The 15635-nt window shown below is 71.6% G+C and carries 14 protein-coding genes; 10 read left to right on the forward strand and 4 right to left on the reverse strand.

Features of this window, described 5'->3' with window-relative positions; all coding sequences use genetic code 11:
* Positions 1-132: 132 nt before the first annotated feature.
* The 5 genes from D3P35_RS18795 to D3P35_RS18815 all read left to right on the forward strand — a co-directional run bounded on the left by D3P35_RS18795 (position 133) and on the right by D3P35_RS18815 (position 5386).
* Positions 133-1725, forward strand: coding sequence for an FMN-binding glutamate synthase family protein (locus tag D3P35_RS18795; protein ID WP_118136686.1), 1593 nt, complete (start codon positions 133-135; stop codon positions 1723-1725).
* Positions 1726-1744: 19 nt separating this feature from the next.
* Entirely contained in the window at positions 1745-2902 is a 1158-nt protein-coding gene (locus D3P35_RS18800; protein ID WP_118136688.1) for a Xaa-Pro peptidase family protein, read from the forward strand.
* A 2-nt stretch (positions 2903-2904) separates the two neighbouring features.
* A complete protein-coding gene (locus D3P35_RS18805; RefSeq protein ID WP_118136690.1) occupies positions 2905-3672 on the forward strand; it encodes an aspartate/glutamate racemase family protein in 768 nt (255 codons plus the stop codon).
* Between the two features lie 122 nt (positions 3673-3794).
* Positions 3795-5006 carry an App1 family protein gene (locus D3P35_RS18810; protein ID WP_118136692.1) on the forward strand — a complete coding sequence of 404 codons (1212 nt, stop codon included), beginning with the start codon at positions 3795-3797 and terminating at the stop codon, positions 5004-5006.
* A 110-nt stretch (positions 5007-5116) separates the two neighbouring features.
* Positions 5117-5386 carry a hypothetical protein gene (locus tag D3P35_RS18815; RefSeq protein ID WP_118136694.1) on the forward strand — a complete coding sequence of 90 codons (270 nt, stop codon included), beginning with the start codon at positions 5117-5119 and terminating at the stop codon, positions 5384-5386.
* Here D3P35_RS18815 and D3P35_RS18820 read toward each other — a convergent pair.
* Complete coding sequence (locus D3P35_RS18820; RefSeq protein WP_118136696.1) at positions 5350-6309, reverse strand: hypothetical protein; 960 nt, start codon at positions 6307-6309, stop codon at positions 5350-5352. The two genes, D3P35_RS18815 and D3P35_RS18820, sit on opposite strands and share 37 nt — an antisense overlap.
* Positions 6310-6527: 218 nt before the next feature.
* Between D3P35_RS18820 and D3P35_RS18825 the strand changes: the two genes are divergently transcribed.
* Together D3P35_RS18825 and D3P35_RS18830 are read left to right on the forward strand one after the other, a co-directional pair.
* Positions 6528-6872: an MliC family protein gene (locus D3P35_RS18825; RefSeq protein WP_118136698.1), complete on the forward strand. Its 345-nt coding sequence runs from the start codon at positions 6528-6530 to the stop codon at positions 6870-6872.
* Positions 6873-7016: 144 nt separating this feature from the next.
* A complete protein-coding gene (locus D3P35_RS18830) occupies positions 7017-7772 on the forward strand; it encodes a MauE/DoxX family redox-associated membrane protein (protein ID WP_198670699.1) in 756 nt (251 codons plus the stop codon).
* A gap of 454 nt (positions 7773-8226) precedes the next feature.
* On the opposite strand, the gene D3P35_RS18835 is transcribed toward D3P35_RS18830, so the two are convergent.
* The 3 genes from D3P35_RS18835 to D3P35_RS18845 form a co-directional block, all read right to left on the reverse strand.
* Positions 8227-10359, reverse strand: a complete 2133-nt coding sequence (locus tag D3P35_RS18835) for a methyl-accepting chemotaxis protein (protein WP_118136700.1) — start codon at positions 10357-10359, stop codon at positions 8227-8229.
* Between the two features lie 27 nt (positions 10360-10386).
* Positions 10387-11316, reverse strand: coding sequence for a substrate-binding domain-containing protein (locus tag D3P35_RS18840; RefSeq protein WP_157982211.1), 930 nt, complete (start codon positions 11314-11316; stop codon positions 10387-10389).
* Between the two features lie 111 nt (positions 11317-11427).
* A complete protein-coding gene (locus tag D3P35_RS18845; protein WP_118136704.1) occupies positions 11428-12324 on the reverse strand; it encodes a LysR family transcriptional regulator in 897 nt (298 codons plus the stop codon).
* A gap of 98 nt (positions 12325-12422) precedes the next feature.
* On the opposite strand from D3P35_RS18845, the gene D3P35_RS18850 reads away from it, so the two are divergent.
* The 3 genes from D3P35_RS18850 to D3P35_RS18860 all read left to right on the forward strand — a co-directional run bounded on the left by D3P35_RS18850 (position 12423) and on the right by D3P35_RS18860 (position 15504).
* Positions 12423-13244 (forward strand): SDR family oxidoreductase, encoded by an 822-nt coding sequence (locus D3P35_RS18850; RefSeq protein ID WP_198670700.1) that lies wholly within the window; start codon positions 12423-12425, stop codon positions 13242-13244.
* Between the two features lie 176 nt (positions 13245-13420).
* Positions 13421-15022 carry a calcium-binding protein gene (locus tag D3P35_RS18855; RefSeq protein ID WP_118136708.1) on the forward strand — a complete coding sequence of 534 codons (1602 nt, stop codon included), beginning with the start codon at positions 13421-13423 and terminating at the stop codon, positions 15020-15022.
* A 200-nt stretch (positions 15023-15222) separates the two neighbouring features.
* Positions 15223-15504 carry a DUF4031 domain-containing protein gene (locus D3P35_RS18860; RefSeq protein ID WP_118136710.1) on the forward strand — a complete coding sequence of 94 codons (282 nt, stop codon included), beginning with the start codon at positions 15223-15225 and terminating at the stop codon, positions 15502-15504.
* The last annotated feature ends 131 nt before the right edge of the window (positions 15505-15635 follow it).

The raw sequence follows: 15635 nt of genomic DNA on the forward strand, positions 1-15635 counted from the left end.
GGGCTCGATGCCCCCGAGGGACGTCCCTCCCCGCTCCCCTCCCCGTGCACGGTCTCTTCATCACGCGCCGGGTAGCATCGCCGGCTGTCATGCGGCATCATCGCCGCGATCCGACGGGAGGGGACATCCGGAATGCATCGTTACTCGGCTTTCGTGGCACTGTGTCTCGCCACGCTCATCACGCTCGCGCTCATCCCGGCCTGGGAAGGTTTCGCGGTCATCGCCCTCGTCTGCCTGCTGCTCTCGCTGCTGGGCGTGCGCGACCTCATCCAGCCGCGCCATTCCATCCAGCGCAACTACCCGGTCATCGGCCATATCCGCTGGATCTTCGAGAGCATCCGCCCCGAGCTGCGCCAGTACCTCATCGAGAGCGACCATGACGAGGAGCCCTTCTCCCGCGAGATCCGCTCCCTCGTCTACCAGCGCGCCAAGGGCGAGGAGGACAAGCGCCCCTTCGGTACCCGCGAACATGTCTACGACGCGGGCTTCTCCTGGCTCACCCATTCCATGGTCCCCTCCCATGTCGAGGATTGGGACTTCCGCGTGCGCATCGGCGGGCCGGACTGCGCCCAGCCCTACGACGCCTCGCTCTACAACATCTCCGCCATGAGCTTCGGCGCGCTCAGCGCCAATGCCATCCTCGCGCTCAACACCGGCGCGCGCATGGGCAATTTCGCCCAGGACACCGGCGAGGGCGGCATCTCGCGCTACCACCGCCAGGGCGGCGGCGACCTGATCTACGAGATCGGCACCGGCTATTTCGGTTGCCGCACCCCCGAGGGCGGCTTCGACCCGGAGGCCTTCGCCCGCCAGGCGCAGGACCCCCAGGTGAAGATGGTCGAGGTGAAGCTCTCGCAGGGTGCGAAGCCCGGCCACGGCGGCGTGCTGCCCGCCGCCAAGATCACCCCCGAGATCGCCGAGGCCCGCGGCATCCCGATGGGCGAGGATTGCGTCTCCCCCGCCGGCCACTCCGCCTTCTCCACCCCGCTCGAATTCGTGCGGTTCCTGGGTGAGCTGCGCCGGCTCTCGGGCGGCAAGCCGGTGGGCTTCAAGCTGTGCATCGGCCACCGGCGCGAGTTCATGTGCGCGGTGAAGGCGATGGTCGAGACCGGCATCGTGCCCGATTTCATCGTGGTCGACGGCAAGGAGGGCGGCACCGGCGCCGCCCCGCTCGAGTTCACCAACCACATCGGCATGCCGCTCGTCGAGGGGCTCACCTTCGTGCACAACACCCTGCGCGGCGCAGGCCTGCGGAACCGGGTGCGCATCGGGGCGGCGGGCAAGCTCGTCACCGCCTTCGACATCGCCCGCACCTGCGCGCTCGGCGCCGACTGGTGCAATTCCGCCCGCGGCTTCATGTTCTCGGTCGGCTGCATCCAGGGCCAGGCCTGCCACACCAACCGCTGCCCCTCCGGCGTCGCCACCCAGGACCCGCTGCGCCAGCGCGCGCTCGATGTCACCGACAAGTCGCGCCGCGTCGCCACCTTCCACCGCAACACCCTGCGCGCGGTGGCCGACATGGTGGGCGCCACCGGCCTTTCCCACCCCGATGACCTGCGCCCCCGGCACTTCAACATCCGCCAGAAGAACGGCGAGACCGTGACCGGCGACAGGGCCTTCCCCGAGATCCCCGAGGGCTCGCTCATCGCCGGCACCTGCCAGGACCCCAACTACGCCGACCGCTGGCACCGCGCCGCCACCCACAGCTTCGCCCCACCGGACTGACCCCGCTTCAGGAGCCACGATGCCGCCACGAGGCTTCCCGCCCGAGGAATTCCGCGCCCGCACCGACCGCGCGCAGCGGTTGATGGCGCGCGAAGGCATCGATGCCCTGCTGCTCACCTCCGAGCCGGACGTGCGCTGGTTCACCGGCTTCCTCACCCGGTTCTGGGAGAGCCCCACACGCCCGTGGTTCGTGGTGGTGCCGGCGGCGGGCGCGCCCGTCGCGGTCATCCCGGCCATCGGGGCGGCCCTGATGGCGCAGACCTGGGTGGAGGACATCCGCACCTGGGCCGCGCCCGCGCCGGAGGATGACGGGGTCACCCTGCTCGCCGACACGCTTGCCGAGCTTGCCGGGCGGCAAGCGCGCATCGGCCTTGCCATGGGTCGCGAGAGCGCCCTGCGCATGCCGCTCGCCGACTACGCGCGGCTGCAATCCGCCCTGCCCGCCGCGGGGTTCGTCGACGCGACCAGCCTGCTCCACGCGCTCCAGCAGGTGAAATCGGAGGCCGAGATCGGGCGCATCCGCACCGCCTGCGCCATCGCCGGCCGCGCCTTCGCCCGGGTGCCCGGGATCGCCCGCAGCGGCACGCCGCTCGAGACCGTGTTCCGCCGCTTCCAGATGCTGCTGCTCGAGGAGGGGGCGGACTGGGTGCCCTATCTCGCCGGCGGCGCCGCACCGGGCGGCTATGCCGACGTGATCTCGCCCGCCGGCCCGCGGCCGCTTGCGCGCGGCGACGTGCTGATGCTCGACACCGGGGCTGTATTCGACGGCTATTTCTGCGACTATGACCGCAACTTCTCCCTCGGCCCCCCGGCGCCGGAGACCGCCGCCGCGCAGGCCGTGCTGCATGATGCCACCGAGGCCGGGCTCGCCGCCGCCCGCCCCGGCGCCACCGCGGCCGATGTGCACGACGCGATGCACGCGGTGATCGCGGCGGCGGGAGACCCCGGGGCCGGCGGCCGGCTCGGCCACGGCCTGGGCATGCGCCTCACCGAATGGCCCTCGCTCACCGCGAGCGACCGCACGGTGCTGGAGCCGGGCATGGTGCTCACCCTCGAGCCCGCGCTCGAAATCGGCCCCGGCCGCATGATGGTGCACGAGGAGAACATCGTCATCCGCGCCGGCGCGGCGGAGCTCCTCTCCCCCCGCGCCCCGCGCGCGCTGCCTGAACTGGAGTAGCCATGCCCGCCCTGCCCTACCGCCTCGACGCGCCCCTCGGCCACCGCGCCTGCCTCGGCCTCGTCGTGCTGCAGTCCGACGAGACCATCGAGCAGGAATTCCGCCGCCTGCTGCCCGTGGACGGCACGGCGCTCTATGCCACGCGCATCCCCAGCGCCGCGGAGGTGAGCGCCGGGACACTGGCGCGGATGGAGGCGCACCTGCCGGCCGCCGCCGCCCTCCTGCCGCCGTCGATCGACTTCGACGTGGTGGGCTACGGCTGCACCTCCGGCGCCACGGTGATCGGGCCGGCGCGGGTGGCCGAACTGGTGCGCGGCAGTTCCACCGCGAGGCAGGTCACCAACCCGATCAGCGCGGTGATGGCCGCCTGCGACGCGCTCGGCGTGCGCCGGCTGGGGTTCGTCACGCCCTACGTGGCCGAGGTTTCCGCCGCCATGCGCGCGGCCCTCGAGGCCCACGGGCTCGCCATCGCGGGGTTCGGCTCCTTCGAGGAGGCGGAGGAAGCGAAAGTGGCGCGCATCCACCCCGCCTCCGTGCTCGAGGCGGCCATCGCCACCGGCGGGGCGCAGAGCTGCGATGCGGTGTTCCTCTCCTGCACCAACCTGCGCACGATCGACGTGATCGCCGCCGCAGAGGCCACCCTCGGGGTGCCGGTCATCTCGTCGAACCTGGCGCTGGCGTGGCACATGGCACGGCTCGCCGGGCTCGACACGACGCCGGCCGCCGGCTTCGGCCGGTTGATGCAGGCCGGGCTTCCCGCCACCGCCTGAACCCTTAAGTGCTTGAACTGCGCGCCGTGACGGGCGAAACGGGGGGCCGGCCCCGACGGGGCCGCGCGCGGCGCACCCCGGGGCCGCCACGCGCCCGCAACCTCAGGAGAGCCCACCGCGCAATGATCTTCTCGAAGCTGATGCACGCCCTGCGCGAGGCCCTCTACCTGCTCGGCCGCCCTGCCCGGCGCGCCCGGGCCCGGCGCGGCCTCGTCATCCAGGCCTACCGCGGCTGCGGCACGGCGGAGCGGGTGCTGCTCATCGGCCGCGTCTTCCGCCAGTCCTCGGGGCGCACGGCGCGCGGCAGCTGGGATCTCTGGGGAAACCTGCGCGACGTGGCCCGCCGCCTCATGCGCCGCTCGGTGCCCGGCGCCACGGTCCGGGGCAGCTTCTACGGCGCCGAGACGCTGGTGGAAACCGACGCCGACGGCTACTTCCACCTCGAGATCGCCCCCGCCACCCCCCTGCCCGAGGGCCGGCTCTGGCACACGCTCGACCTCGCGCTCGAGGGCCCGCAGGGCGCCGAGGCGGTCGCCGATGTCTTCGTGCCCCCGGCTCAGGCGCGCTTCGCCGTGGTCTCGGACATCGACGACACGGTGATGCATACCGGTGTCGCCAACAAGGTGGCGATGATGTGGCGGCTCTTCGTTCAGGACGCCGAGAGCCGCACCGCCTTCCCCGGCGTTTCCGTGCTGTACCGCGCCTTCCACGCCGGGCCGGGCGGCACCGAGGCCAACCCGATGCTCTATGTCTCGCGCGCGCCCTGGGGGATCTACGACATCCTCGACACCTTCTTCCGCCGCCACCGCATCCCGGTGGGCCCGATCCTGTTCCTGCGCGAATGGGGCATCACCTGGCGCAGCCCGCTGCCGCGCCGGGCGGAGGATCACAAGCGCGAGGTGATCGAGCGCATGATGGCGCTCTACCCGAAGCTGCCCTTCATCCTGATCGGTGACAGCGGCCAGCACGACCCCGAGGTCTATGCCGACATCGTGGCCGAGCATGGCGACCGGGTGCTCGCGGTCTACATCCGCGACGTCTCGCCCGGCCACGCCGGCCGGGCCTCCGAGATCGGCCGTCTCGGCGCCGCGATCCGGGAGGCAGGCTCGCACCTGGTGCTCGCCGCCGATACCGTGACCATGGCCGAGGATGCCGCGGCGCGGGGCTGGCTGCCGGCGGGCACCGCCGAGGCGGTGCGCCGACGCATCGCCGGCCTGCCGCGGCGCGGCACCCGTATCCCGGAGGACGAGCTCGGCTCCGGTCCCGCTGCACCCGCCAGCATGCTGGGCCAGCGCGAATACGACCGCACCGCGGTGCCCGAAGACCACAGCTGAGCCTCGCCCGGGGGGCGCCGGCTTGACGGGCCGCGCCCGCGTCCCGATGTGCAGTCCCGCACGGCGCCGCGCGCAACCGCGGCCCGATTGCGCTGGGGAGGCGCTTGCGCATGGCAGACCTGATCTCCGCCCTCGCGGCGTTGCTCGACGGCATTCTGGCGGCGACCGGCTTCGTCTTCGGCCTTCTCTCGGTGCTCGCCGCGCCGGGGAAGGCGGTGGGCGGGGTCTCCGGGCTCGCAGGCGCGCATCCGGTGCTCGCGGGCCTCGGCCTCGCCGCGTCGGCACTCGTCCTCGTGCTGCTGCTGCGCCGCCGGCGCAGGCGGCGGCGGCGGTCTCCTCCCGCTCAGAACTCCAGCGACAGACCCAGGCTCCAGCCGTAGACACCGTTGCCCAGCAGGCCCGAGCCGCGCAGGCTCACGCCCTCGACGCCGCTCACCATGTCCGGGTCGACCAGCTCCAACCCGCCGCCGAGCTCGACGAAATAGTTGAAGCCCAGCGCGTCGCTGCGCCCGGGCAGGAAGGTGCCGGTCGTGAAGCCGATCCAGCGCAGCTGCCGGCCGACGACGTTCAGCCCCGTGGGGCCGTCGAGCTCCGCCGCGCCCACCAGCACGCCGAAGTCGCGTGTGCCGACCAGGACGCTGTCCGTGGCCGAGAAGCTGCGCGCGACGTAGTGGGTGTAGCGCATGCGCGCCTGCAGGTTCAGGTCGCCGGCGAAGCTCTCGTCATGCTGCAGGGCGAGCGCGCCGCCGAAGATGAAATTGTGCAGGTGCGCGTCCCACAGGATGCCCTTGCCGGCGGCGCTGAGCAGGCCGGCCTCCGGGCCGCTGAACTCGGCGTCGACATCGGTGTAGGAGTAGCCGGCGAGCAGGATGGGCCGCAGCACGGTGCCCTGCGCAAGGTCGAATTCCAGCCCGGCCCCGCCCAGCGCGCTGAAGGTGGTGAAGTCGAAGCCCACCCGCGTGGGTTCGGCCACTTCTATGGAGATGTCCTCGCCCTGCCCGCCGGCGAGATAGCCCAGGCTGCCCTCGAGATAGACCCGCGCGCCGGTGAAGCCGGCGTCGAAGGCGCGCGAGGGCGAGATGCGGTAGGTGCTGAACTCGTCGCCGTCGTCGACATCGAAGGTCGCGGTGCTGATGCCCGGCGTGGCACCGAACACGGTGAGCGCGAGCAGGCCGCTCACCAGGTCGGTCTCGCGCGCCGCATTCCGGAAGGCCTCGCGCAGCTCCGGCACCGTCACCTGCGCGGCGGCCGGGCCGGCGAAGAGCGACGCACCGAGAAGGACAGGGCCCAGGTGTCTCAACATCGCCGTTCCCCTTCCGTCGTCGCGGCCCACCCGCCGGTGGGCCGTTCGGGCCGCATTGTGCCCATTAAGCCGCAGGGCGGGCGGGGCTCAAAGCCTTTTCTGCGCCGCCCGCCGAACCTGCCGGGCCGGGCTGGCCAGCGCCGGCGGGTCGTCTATGCTTGGCCCGCGGCGCCCCACCCCCGGGCGGCGCGCCGGACCCGTGACCCGTGGAGCCCCAGATGCGTTTTCCTCCCCTCGCCTGCCTGTCGCTCGCCGCGGCGCTCACCGTCGCTGCCTGTGCCGACGAGCAGAAGCCCGACACCAGCCCGCCGAAGGTGCCCGCCACCCTCGCCGTCACCTTTTCCTGCGCCGATGGCGTCACCCGGCACGCGCGCTTCGAGACCGGGCCGAACCTTGCCTGGCTCCGCCTGCCCGACGGGGGCGAGGCGCGGATGCGCGGGGTGCGCGTCGCCTCCGGCATCCATTACGCCGGCAGCGGCTACGAGCTGCGCGGCAAGGGCGAAGAGGCGGTGATCGCCGCCGAAGGCCAGCGGCCGGTGCGCTGCCGGGCGAGGCCGCTCTGACGCCCGCCGGCCCTCACCCGGCCGGGGAACCGCTGCAGGAGGCGATGCATTGACCGGGTGAGGGGCCGGGAGCACGCGCAGCCATGCCCTCGAGGTCGCAGACGCCTCCCCCGGCCCGGAACCGACAGGCGAAGGGAGCTCCGCATGACCGACGACACATCCCGCGTGGCCGAGCTTCACCGCATGGTGATGCCCGACCATCTCTGCCCTTTCGGCCTGAAGGCGCGCGCGCTGCTGCGCCGCAAGGGTTTCAGGGTGGAGGACCACCACCTCACCACGCGCCGCGAAACCGAGGAGTTCCAGCGTGAGCACGGGGTGGAGACCACCCCGCAGGTGTTCATCGGCGGGGAGCGCATCGGCGGCTACGACGCCTTGCGCGAGCATTTCGGCGAGCACGTCCCGGACCCGGACGAGACCAGCTACAGGCCGGTGATCGTGATCTTCGGCGTGGCGCTCCTGATGGCTCTCGCGGCGAGCTGGGAGGCCTTCGGCACGCCCCTCACCCTGCGGGCGGCGGAATGGTTCATCGCCATCTCCATGTGTTTTCTCGGGGTGCAGAAGCTGCAGGACGTGGAGAGCTTTTCCACCATGTTCCTCAACTACGACCTGCTGGCCCGCCGCTGGGTGCGCTACGGCTATGTCTACCCCTATGCCGAGACCGGGGCCGGTATCCTGATGATCGCCGGCCTGCTCACCTGGCTCTCCGCCCCGGTCGCGCTGTTCATCGGCGCGGTGGGCGCGATCTCGGTCTTCAAGGCGGTCTATGTCGACAAGCGGGAGATCCGATGCGCCTGCGTGGGCGGCAGCAGCCGGGTGCCGCTCGGCTTCGTCTCCCTCACCGAGAACCTGATGATGGTGGCGATGGGGATATGGATGCCGCTGCGCCTCTGGGTGTTGTGAGCGCCGGAGCTCCCACCTACCCGCCACCGGCATCGCACCGGCTGAGAGGTCCGCGCACCGGCCCGCGTGCCTGCAGCCCGGGCCGGAGGCCCCCATCGATGGTGGCAGGCTCACCGCGCGGGAAGCCCTCGGATGAGCTTTTCTCCCCCCACATTCGCCATTGGCTGCCACCGCTCATGCAAGCATTCGCCTGATGCACTCGATCCGGGCTGCTGCGGATCCCGGCCAGCCTCGCAGTGCGTGTCGCCCCCCCGCAGCGACGCCCGCCGACCAGGACATGTGCAACCGTCCGCGCCGCCGCCTTGCCATGGCCGTCACGCCCGCCCTTGCGTTCCGGGAACACCGGATGGGCCGGTTCATCCTGTGCGCCTCCCCGTCGCGACCCTGCTCGCACGTTCGGGCGCGATACGGGCCGCGGCGGGCGACCGTGCCGGAGGAGCTTGCGGCCCCGGGGTCAGGCCGCCTCGTGCCGGGTCGCGCCGGGGGCGTGCACGGTAAAGTAGGCCATCAGCTTTCCCAGTTCGTCGGCATCGGCGCCGAGGCTGCGGGCATCTGCGGCGCTCTGCTCGGCAAGGGCCGAGTTCTGCTGGGTGAGCGAGTCGAGATGCGTCACCGTGGTGGTGATCTCCTCCACCCCGGCGGACTGTTCGCGCGCCGCGGAACTGATGTCGGCCACCCGCGTGGCCACGGTCTCGATGGCCTCGCGGATCTCGAGCAGCGCATCCCCCGCTTCCCGCACCAGCTTGGCCCCGACCGAGACATGACCCGAACTGTCACGGATCAGGCCCGCGATGTCCTTGGCGGCCTCGGCCGCGCGTTGGGCGAGAGTGCGCACCTCGGAGGCGACGACGGCGAAGCCCTTGCCGGCCTCCCCTGCCCGCGCGGCCTCCACAGCCGCGTTGAGCGCCAGCAGATTGGTCTGGAAGGCGATGGAATCGATCGCGTCGATGATGTTGGTGACCTTGGCCGAGCTCTCCTCGATGCGTCCCATCGCCTGCACCGCCTCGGAGACCACGCCGCTGCCGCGCCGGGCGCGGCCGGCGGCTTCGAGAGCGGCGCCCTTGACCTGCTCGGCGCTCTCCGCCGTGGTCTTCACGCTGGCGGACATCTCTTCCATCGTGGCGGCGGTCTCCTCCAGCGAGGAGGCCTGGCTCTCGGCCCGGGACGACAGTTCCTGCGCACTGTCCACGATCCCCGCGGTCGAACCGAGCATCGATGTGCTGGAGGACTTGATCCGGCCCATCGTGTCCTCGAGCCGTACCATGGTCTCGTTGAAGGCGCGCCGCATCGCATCGTAGGAGCTGTCGATAGCGCCGATGCGCACGGTGAGGTCGCCGCGCGACAGCCGTTCCAGCGCCGCGGCGATGGTCTCGAGCGCATCGCGGGTCACGGCAGCGGCGTGGGCGCGCTCTTCCTCCTGGCGGGCGCGGTCCTCTTCCTGGCGAAGGCGGGTGGCCTCGGCGGCGTCCCGGGCGCGCTGCGACTCCTCCTCGGCGGCTGCGCGGGCGCGCGCGTTCTCCTGGAACACGATGAGCGAGCGGGCCATGGCCCCGAGCTGGTGCTGGTGCTCGGCGCCGCGAACCGTGACCGCGGTGTTGCCGTCGGCGATCTCGCGCATGGTGTCGGCCATGTCGCCCACGGCACGGGCGATCCAGCGGCCGATAAGCCAGGAGAGCAGCAGCGAGCCCGCCAGCACGCCCACGGTGATCAGCGTGACCCGGGTGCCGATCGCGTTCGCGGTGGCGACGGTCTGGCTGCCGAGCGTCTCCTGCGTGCGGCCCAGCGCGGTCTTGATGTCGAGGAACTGGGTGCGGAGGGCGGGCGCGAGGGTATCGAGCACGCGGTCGCGCGCGGCGATCTCCTGCTCCATCAGCGCGCGAGCCTCGCCGAGCCGGGCGCGGTAGTTTTCGATCAGCGTGCCCACGATCGCGAGGCGCGCGCCCTGCAGCCCGGGGCCCAGCGCCCCGGAGAGCTGCTCCAGCGCGGCGGCCGCGGCTGCGATGCGCGCCTGAGCGGCGGTTTCGGCGCCCAGGTCCTCGGCGCGCAGGAAGCGCTCGACCAGCGTGAGCGAGCGGTTCAGCTCGTTGCCCATGCCGGTGGCGGCCAGCATCGCCGCGGCATTGCCGTTCCGGTAGGCGGTCCGGATGATGTCCTGCAGCGCGACACCGGCCCAGGGTCCGAAATCCAGCGCCTTGTCGCGCACGAGCGACTTGCGGGCATCGAGCGCCACGAAGCGGGCAAAGGCTTCCTCGTAGGCGGCGAGATCGGTCTCCAGCGCGGCGGTGCTGTCGTCCGTAAGCTGCGCGCGATACTCGCGGATGCAGGCGACATTGCGGCCGAATTCATCCGCGTAGCCGGCCGTCCTGTGCCGGTCGAACAGCAGCACGGCGGCATTGGCGCCGGCCAGGCAGTCTCCCATGCGGGAGACCTCGAGCTGATCTCCGGCCGCCTCGAGATACTTCCCGGTGGCGGTGTTGATGCTCGTGACCCCGGCATAGGCCACGAGCGCGAGGATGAGCATCATCACCAGCGGCGGCGCGAAGCCGATCGCGATGCGCGCCTGCATGCCCAGACTGCTCAGTTTCATGGCATTCCTTTCAGCACGAGCCCGCGCTCAGCGCGGATCATATCGGTCGATGTTCGCGGGGGTGACGAGTTCGAAGGGGACGTAGCTGACCTGCTCCACCTCTTCGCCCGCGGCGAGGCGGCGCGCCATCGCCACCGAGGTGGTGCCCAGCACCAGGGCGTTCTGCAGAACGGTCACGTCGAGCGTGCCGGCGCGCATCGCCTCCAGCGCGGGGGCGGTCGCGTCGACCCCGGCGACGACGATATCGTCCGGGTGGACCTGCGCCTCCTGCAGCGCGAGGATCGCGCCGAGGGCCATCTCGTCGTTGTTGGCGATGACAGCATCGAGGGTGATCCCCGCCGCCAGCCATTCGCGCATCACCTCGGCGCCATAATCGCGTGACCACAGGGCAGATTGCTGCTCCACCAGTTCGAGCCCGGCGCAATCCGCGCCGGCAACCACCTCGTGCACGTCGACGGTGCGCTGCCGCGCCGCGGGATGGGTGAGCTCGCCGGTCATCAGGCCGACGCGCCCCTTCCCCCCGAGCAGGCGGCACACCTCCTGCGCCTGGAGCGTGCCCGAAACCCGCTCGTCGGACCCCACGTAGACCTGCGACGAGGGCAGGTCGCGCAGGTTCGCGGGCTCGCTGTTGGCGAAGACCACGGGCGTGCCCCGCGCCTGCGCGAGCTCGGTCACCCGGGGCCCGGTGTCGCTGTCGGTGAGCACGACGATCAGCACGTCGATCCCGCTGTCGAGCTGACGGCCCACCTGCTCGAGCAGCGTCTCGCTGCTCAGTTCGGCGTTGCTGACACTGACGCTGGCGCCCGCCTCCGCCGCGGCGGTCTCGACCCCCTCGACGAGCCGGGCCTGAAACGTGTCGATATTGCCCATCGCAAGGCCGATGGACACCTGCGCCCCCGCGGGCAGCGCGCCCAGCGCAAGGAACGGCAGCAGAAGCAGGGCAGGCAAGCTGGGCACCGGAACATCTCCTGGAACAGGGCAAATCATCAGGAGCCAGCTATGACGCCACGGCCCTGAAGATTCCCCTAACCCACCGGCAGTTTTCCCCTTCTTCCCGCCTCGCGGGGCTCACTCTGCCCGCGGCTGCCGGCGCAGGCAGGCGACGAAGGCCGAGAGCGTTGCCGAGCCCACCCTGTGGCGCGGGTAGTAGAGGCGCAGGCCCTCGAAGGGCGGGCACCAGTCGCAGAGCAGCTCCTCCAGCGCGCCGGAGGCGAGATCTGCGGCGGCGGAGCTGTCGTTGACATAGGCCAGGCCGAGCCCTTCACGCGCAGCCTGGCACGCGAGATCGGTGCTGCCGAGCGTGAGCCGCCCCGTGACCGCCAGGCTGAGCGGGCGCCCGGCCACGGCGAATTCCCAGGCCAGCACCCGCCCCGAGGGCAGGCGCGAGCGGATGCAGTCATGCGCCGCGAGATCGCCCGGCACCGCGGGCCGGCCCCGCCGGGCGAGATAGCCCGGCGCCCCCACCACGACGAAGCGCTGCGCCGGGCCGACGGGCACGGCGACCATGTCCTGGGGCACCGCCTCGGCCAGGCGCAACCCGGCATCGAACCCGCCCGCGACGATGTCGGAGAGCAGCCCGTCGATGACGAGATCCAGCTCGACCTGCGGATGGAGCTCCAGGAAGGTGCGGACGGCGGGCATGAGCAGGCGGAACCCCGGCTCGGTGCCGTTGATGCGCAGCAGCCCGCCGGGCACGTCGCGCGCTTCCGCCGCGCCGCGCACCGCCGCCTCGATGTCGCGCAGGGCCGGCAGCACGCGGCCCAGAAAGCCCAGCCCCTCGGGTGTCGGGGACAGGCTGCGCGTGGTGCGGCGGAACATGCGCAGGCCCAGCCGCCGCTCCAGCCCGGACACCCGCCGGCTCAGCGTGGAGGGCGGCAGGTCGAGCCGCTGCGCCGCGCCGCGGAAACTGCCCTCCTGCAGGATGGCTTCCAGCAGCCGCAGGTCGGCCAGGGAGATATCGGACATTGTTCCACCATATGCACTTGGGAATGCCATCTTGATGCACTTATCGGCACACCGGCCCGGCATACATGAGGCGCAGGCTGCATTCAAAGGAGGTTGCCGTGAAAACCGTACTGATCACCGGATGTTCCTCGGGCTTCGGCGAGGCCGCCGTGCGCCGCTTCGCCGCCGAGGGCTGGAGCGTCATCGCCACCCTGCGCCGCCCGGAGGCGGCACCGGAGTTTCCCGCCGGGGTGATGGTCACCCGTCTCGACGTGGAGGACCCCGAGAGCATCTCCGCCGCCATTGCCGCCGGCATCGAGCGCTTCGGCGCCATCGACGCCGTGGTCAACAACGCGGGCTACGGCCTGCACGGCTTCTTCGAGGAGAGCACCGAGGCGCAGATGCGCCGGCAGTTCGAGGTGAACGTCTTCGGCCTGATGGCCGTCACCCGGGCGATCCTGCCGCACATGCGCGCGCGCCGCTCCGGCTGCATCGTGAACGTCACGTCCGGCGGCGGGGTGTTCGGCCTGCCGCTGATCCCGCTCTACGCCGCATCGAAATTCGCCGTGGAGGGATTTTCGGAGGCGCTCATGCACGAGGTCGAGCCCTTCGGCATCCGGGTGCGGCTGGTCGAGCCCGGCGGTGTCACCTCCACGCGCTTCGGTGAGCGGGCCGCGACCGAGGCGCAGGGAAGCCGGCCGATCGAGGACTACGCTCCCCTGCACGAGCGCGCCGCACAGGTGTTCCGGGCCATCGCGCAGAGCCGCAGCCAGGGCACCCCGGACGAGGTGGCGGAGGTGATCCTGCAGGCCGCGACCGACCCCACGGGCCGGCTGCGCTATGTCGCGACCGAGGGCATCCGCGCTTGGGTGACGGCGCGGCGCGAGAGCTCGGAGGAGCGCTATCTCGCGATGATGCGCGAGGCCGTCTCGCTCACCTGACCGGCGACGCCCGCCCCGGCGCAGCACCTGGCACCGGGGCGGGTGACCGGCAACCTGTTGACTTTCCTCATTCTTCCAAATCGAATTAATTTTTCTGAACCCATCGCCCCCCGGCGCGGACCAAACACCGTCAGCACCATGACGGGGCTGGCCGGATTTCTCGATGGAGCCCAGACATGACCAAGAAGCAAATTTTCGGTACCGATGCTGCGGAGGTTCTCGCAGGTGATGGCAGTGACGAGCGGCTCGACGCCCTGGCCGGCGACGACGTCGTGCTCGGCGGTGGCGGCGACGACGATCTCTTCGGCGGTGCGGGTGACGATGTCCTCGCGGGCGAGGACGGCAACGACAGGCTCGTGGGCGACACCGGCAACGACGTGATGCTGGGCGGCCGTGGCAATGACCGGATGGTCTGGAACAACGGCGACGGCTCCGACGTGATGGAGGGCGGCGAGGGCTACGACACCGCCGAGGCCAACGGCTCCTCCACCGGCGGCGACGAATTCCACATCACCACCGTGGGGGACCGCGTGCTGTTCGAACGGGTCAATTTCGGCCCCTTCTCGCTCGACATCGGCAGCACCGAGCGGATGATCGTGAACGGGCTGGGCGGCGACGACATCATCGACGCGAGCGGCCTGGAAGCCGGGTCCATCAAGCTCCTCGCCTACGGCGGCGAGGGCAACGACACGCTCATCGGCGGCGCGGGCGCCGACCTGCTCTACGGCGGCTCGGGCGACGACCACCTCGAGGGCGAGGTCGGCAACGACGAGATGTACGGCGGCAACGGCCGCGACACGATGGAGTGGGACAACGGCGACGGCTCCGACCTGATGGACGGCGGCAACGGCTTCGACACCGCCGTGGTCGAGGGTGCCGAGGGCGCCGGCGACATCTTCGAGATCGCCACCGACGGTGCGAATGTCGACTTCGCCCGCACCAACCTCGGCCAGTTCACCCTCGACATCCGCAACACCGAGAAACTGGTGGTCGACGGGCTCGGCGGCGACGACGTGATCGACGCGAGCGGCCTCGCGGCCGGGTCCATCAAGCTTGTCGCCCTCGGCGGCGAGGGCAACGACACCATCATCGGCGGCGCCGGAGACGACGTGCTCAAGGGCGGGGCCGGCAACGACCATCTCGAGGGCGAGGTCGGCAACGACGAGATGTACGGCGGCAACGGCCGCGACACGATGGAATGGGACAACGGCGACGGCTCCGACCTGATGGACGGCGGCAACGGCTTCGACACCGCCGTGGTCGAGGGCGCCGAGGGCGCCGGCGACATCTTCGAGATCGCCACGGACGGTGCGAATGTCGATTTCGCCCGCACCAACCTCGGCCAGTTCACCCTCGACATCCGCAACACCGAGAAACTGGTGGTGAACGGCCTCGGCGGTGACGACGTGATCGACGCGAGCGATCTCTACGCAGGTTCCATCAAGCTGGTGGCGCTCGGCGGCAAGGGCGACGACACGCTCATCGGCGGCGCGGGAGACGACGTGCTCAAGGGCGGCGTGGGCGACGACCTGATGACCGGCGGCGCGGGAGCGGACGTGTTCCACTTCAACGCGGGCCATGACCGGATCACCGATTTCGAGGCCGGCACCGATGTCATCCGCCTCGACGTCCCGGGTGGCTACGACAGCTACGCCGATGTCTACGCCGCCGCCGAGCAGGTGGGCTACGACGTGGTGATCGACTTCGGCCACGGCAACAGCCTGACGCTGGAGAACACCCAGCTGGGCGCCCTCGACAGCTACGACTTCATCGTCTGACCCGGGCCCGCCCCTGGCGGCCCCCGGCGCGGCGCATCCCTCCGGTGCGCCGCGCATCCGCCTGGGTGTTTGCCCCGGCACGCCCGATCCCCATATCAGCGCCAGCGGCGGCGGCGGGCCCGCGCGCCCGGAGCCGGTTCGTCCCGGCCCCGGGGCGGGCCGCCACCGCCCGGTACGATCTGTCCGGACAGGGGAGGCCGATGGCCGTCTACGTCGATGACATGCGCGCCCGGGTGGGGCGGTTCACGCTGTGCCACATGCTGGCCGACAGCACGGAGGAGCTGCTCGCCATGGCGACGCTGATCGGGCTGGACGCGGGCCGGATCCAGAAGCCCGGAACGTACCAGGAACATTTCGACATCTCCCGGTCCCGGCGCCGCCTCGCGCTGCGCGCCGGCGCGGTGGAGATCGACCGCGTGTACCTCGGGCGGCTGCTGCGGCTGCGCCGGGCCGCCGCCCCCCCGCCGGCCGCCGGGAGATAGCCCCCCGGGCCGGGGAGCCGCCGCCCGGCGGCACGGCACGCTGTCTTCGGGGAGGGTGCGCCCCCTGCCGGGAATGGGGCCGGCCTCGCGAACCCGGCCCCGGCGCGACGGCGGGCACAGCTGTCGGGGCG

The organism is Oceanicella sp. SM1341, from assembly GCF_003448965.1.
Classification (GTDB): Bacteria; Pseudomonadota; Alphaproteobacteria; order Rhodobacterales; family Rhodobacteraceae; genus Paroceanicella.

What these genes read in the sequence shown, in the direction of transcription:
- D3P35_RS18795 (WP_118136686.1), top strand. Translation starts at nt 133, where the DNA reads ATGCATCGTTACTCGGCTTTCGTGGCACTGTGTCTCGCCACGCTCATC.
- D3P35_RS18800 (WP_118136688.1), top strand. Translation starts at nt 1,745, where the DNA reads ATGCCGCCACGAGGCTTCCCGCCCGAGGAATTCCGCGCCCGCACCGAC.
- D3P35_RS18805 (WP_118136690.1), top strand. Translation starts at nt 2,905, where the DNA reads ATGCCCGCCCTGCCCTACCGCCTCGACGCGCCCCTCGGCCACCGCGCC.
- D3P35_RS18810 (WP_118136692.1), top strand. Translation starts at nt 3,795, where the DNA reads ATGATCTTCTCGAAGCTGATGCACGCCCTGCGCGAGGCCCTCTACCTG.
- D3P35_RS18815 (WP_118136694.1), top strand. Translation starts at nt 5,117, where the DNA reads ATGGCAGACCTGATCTCCGCCCTCGCGGCGTTGCTCGACGGCATTCTG.
- D3P35_RS18820 (WP_118136696.1), bottom strand. Translation starts at nt 6,309, where the DNA reads ATGTTGAGACACCTGGGCCCTGTCCTTCTCGGTGCGTCGCTCTTCGCC.
- D3P35_RS18825 (WP_118136698.1), top strand. Translation starts at nt 6,528, where the DNA reads ATGCGTTTTCCTCCCCTCGCCTGCCTGTCGCTCGCCGCGGCGCTCACC.
- D3P35_RS18830 (WP_198670699.1), top strand. Translation starts at nt 7,017, where the DNA reads ATGACCGACGACACATCCCGCGTGGCCGAGCTTCACCGCATGGTGATG.
- D3P35_RS18835 (WP_118136700.1), bottom strand. Translation starts at nt 10,359, where the DNA reads ATGAAACTGAGCAGTCTGGGCATGCAGGCGCGCATCGCGATCGGCTTC.
- D3P35_RS18845 (WP_118136704.1), bottom strand. Translation starts at nt 12,324, where the DNA reads ATGTCCGATATCTCCCTGGCCGACCTGCGGCTGCTGGAAGCCATCCTG.
- D3P35_RS18855 (WP_118136708.1), top strand. Translation starts at nt 13,421, where the DNA reads ATGACCAAGAAGCAAATTTTCGGTACCGATGCTGCGGAGGTTCTCGCA.
- D3P35_RS18860 (WP_118136710.1), top strand. Translation starts at nt 15,223, where the DNA reads ATGGCCGTCTACGTCGATGACATGCGCGCCCGGGTGGGGCGGTTCACG.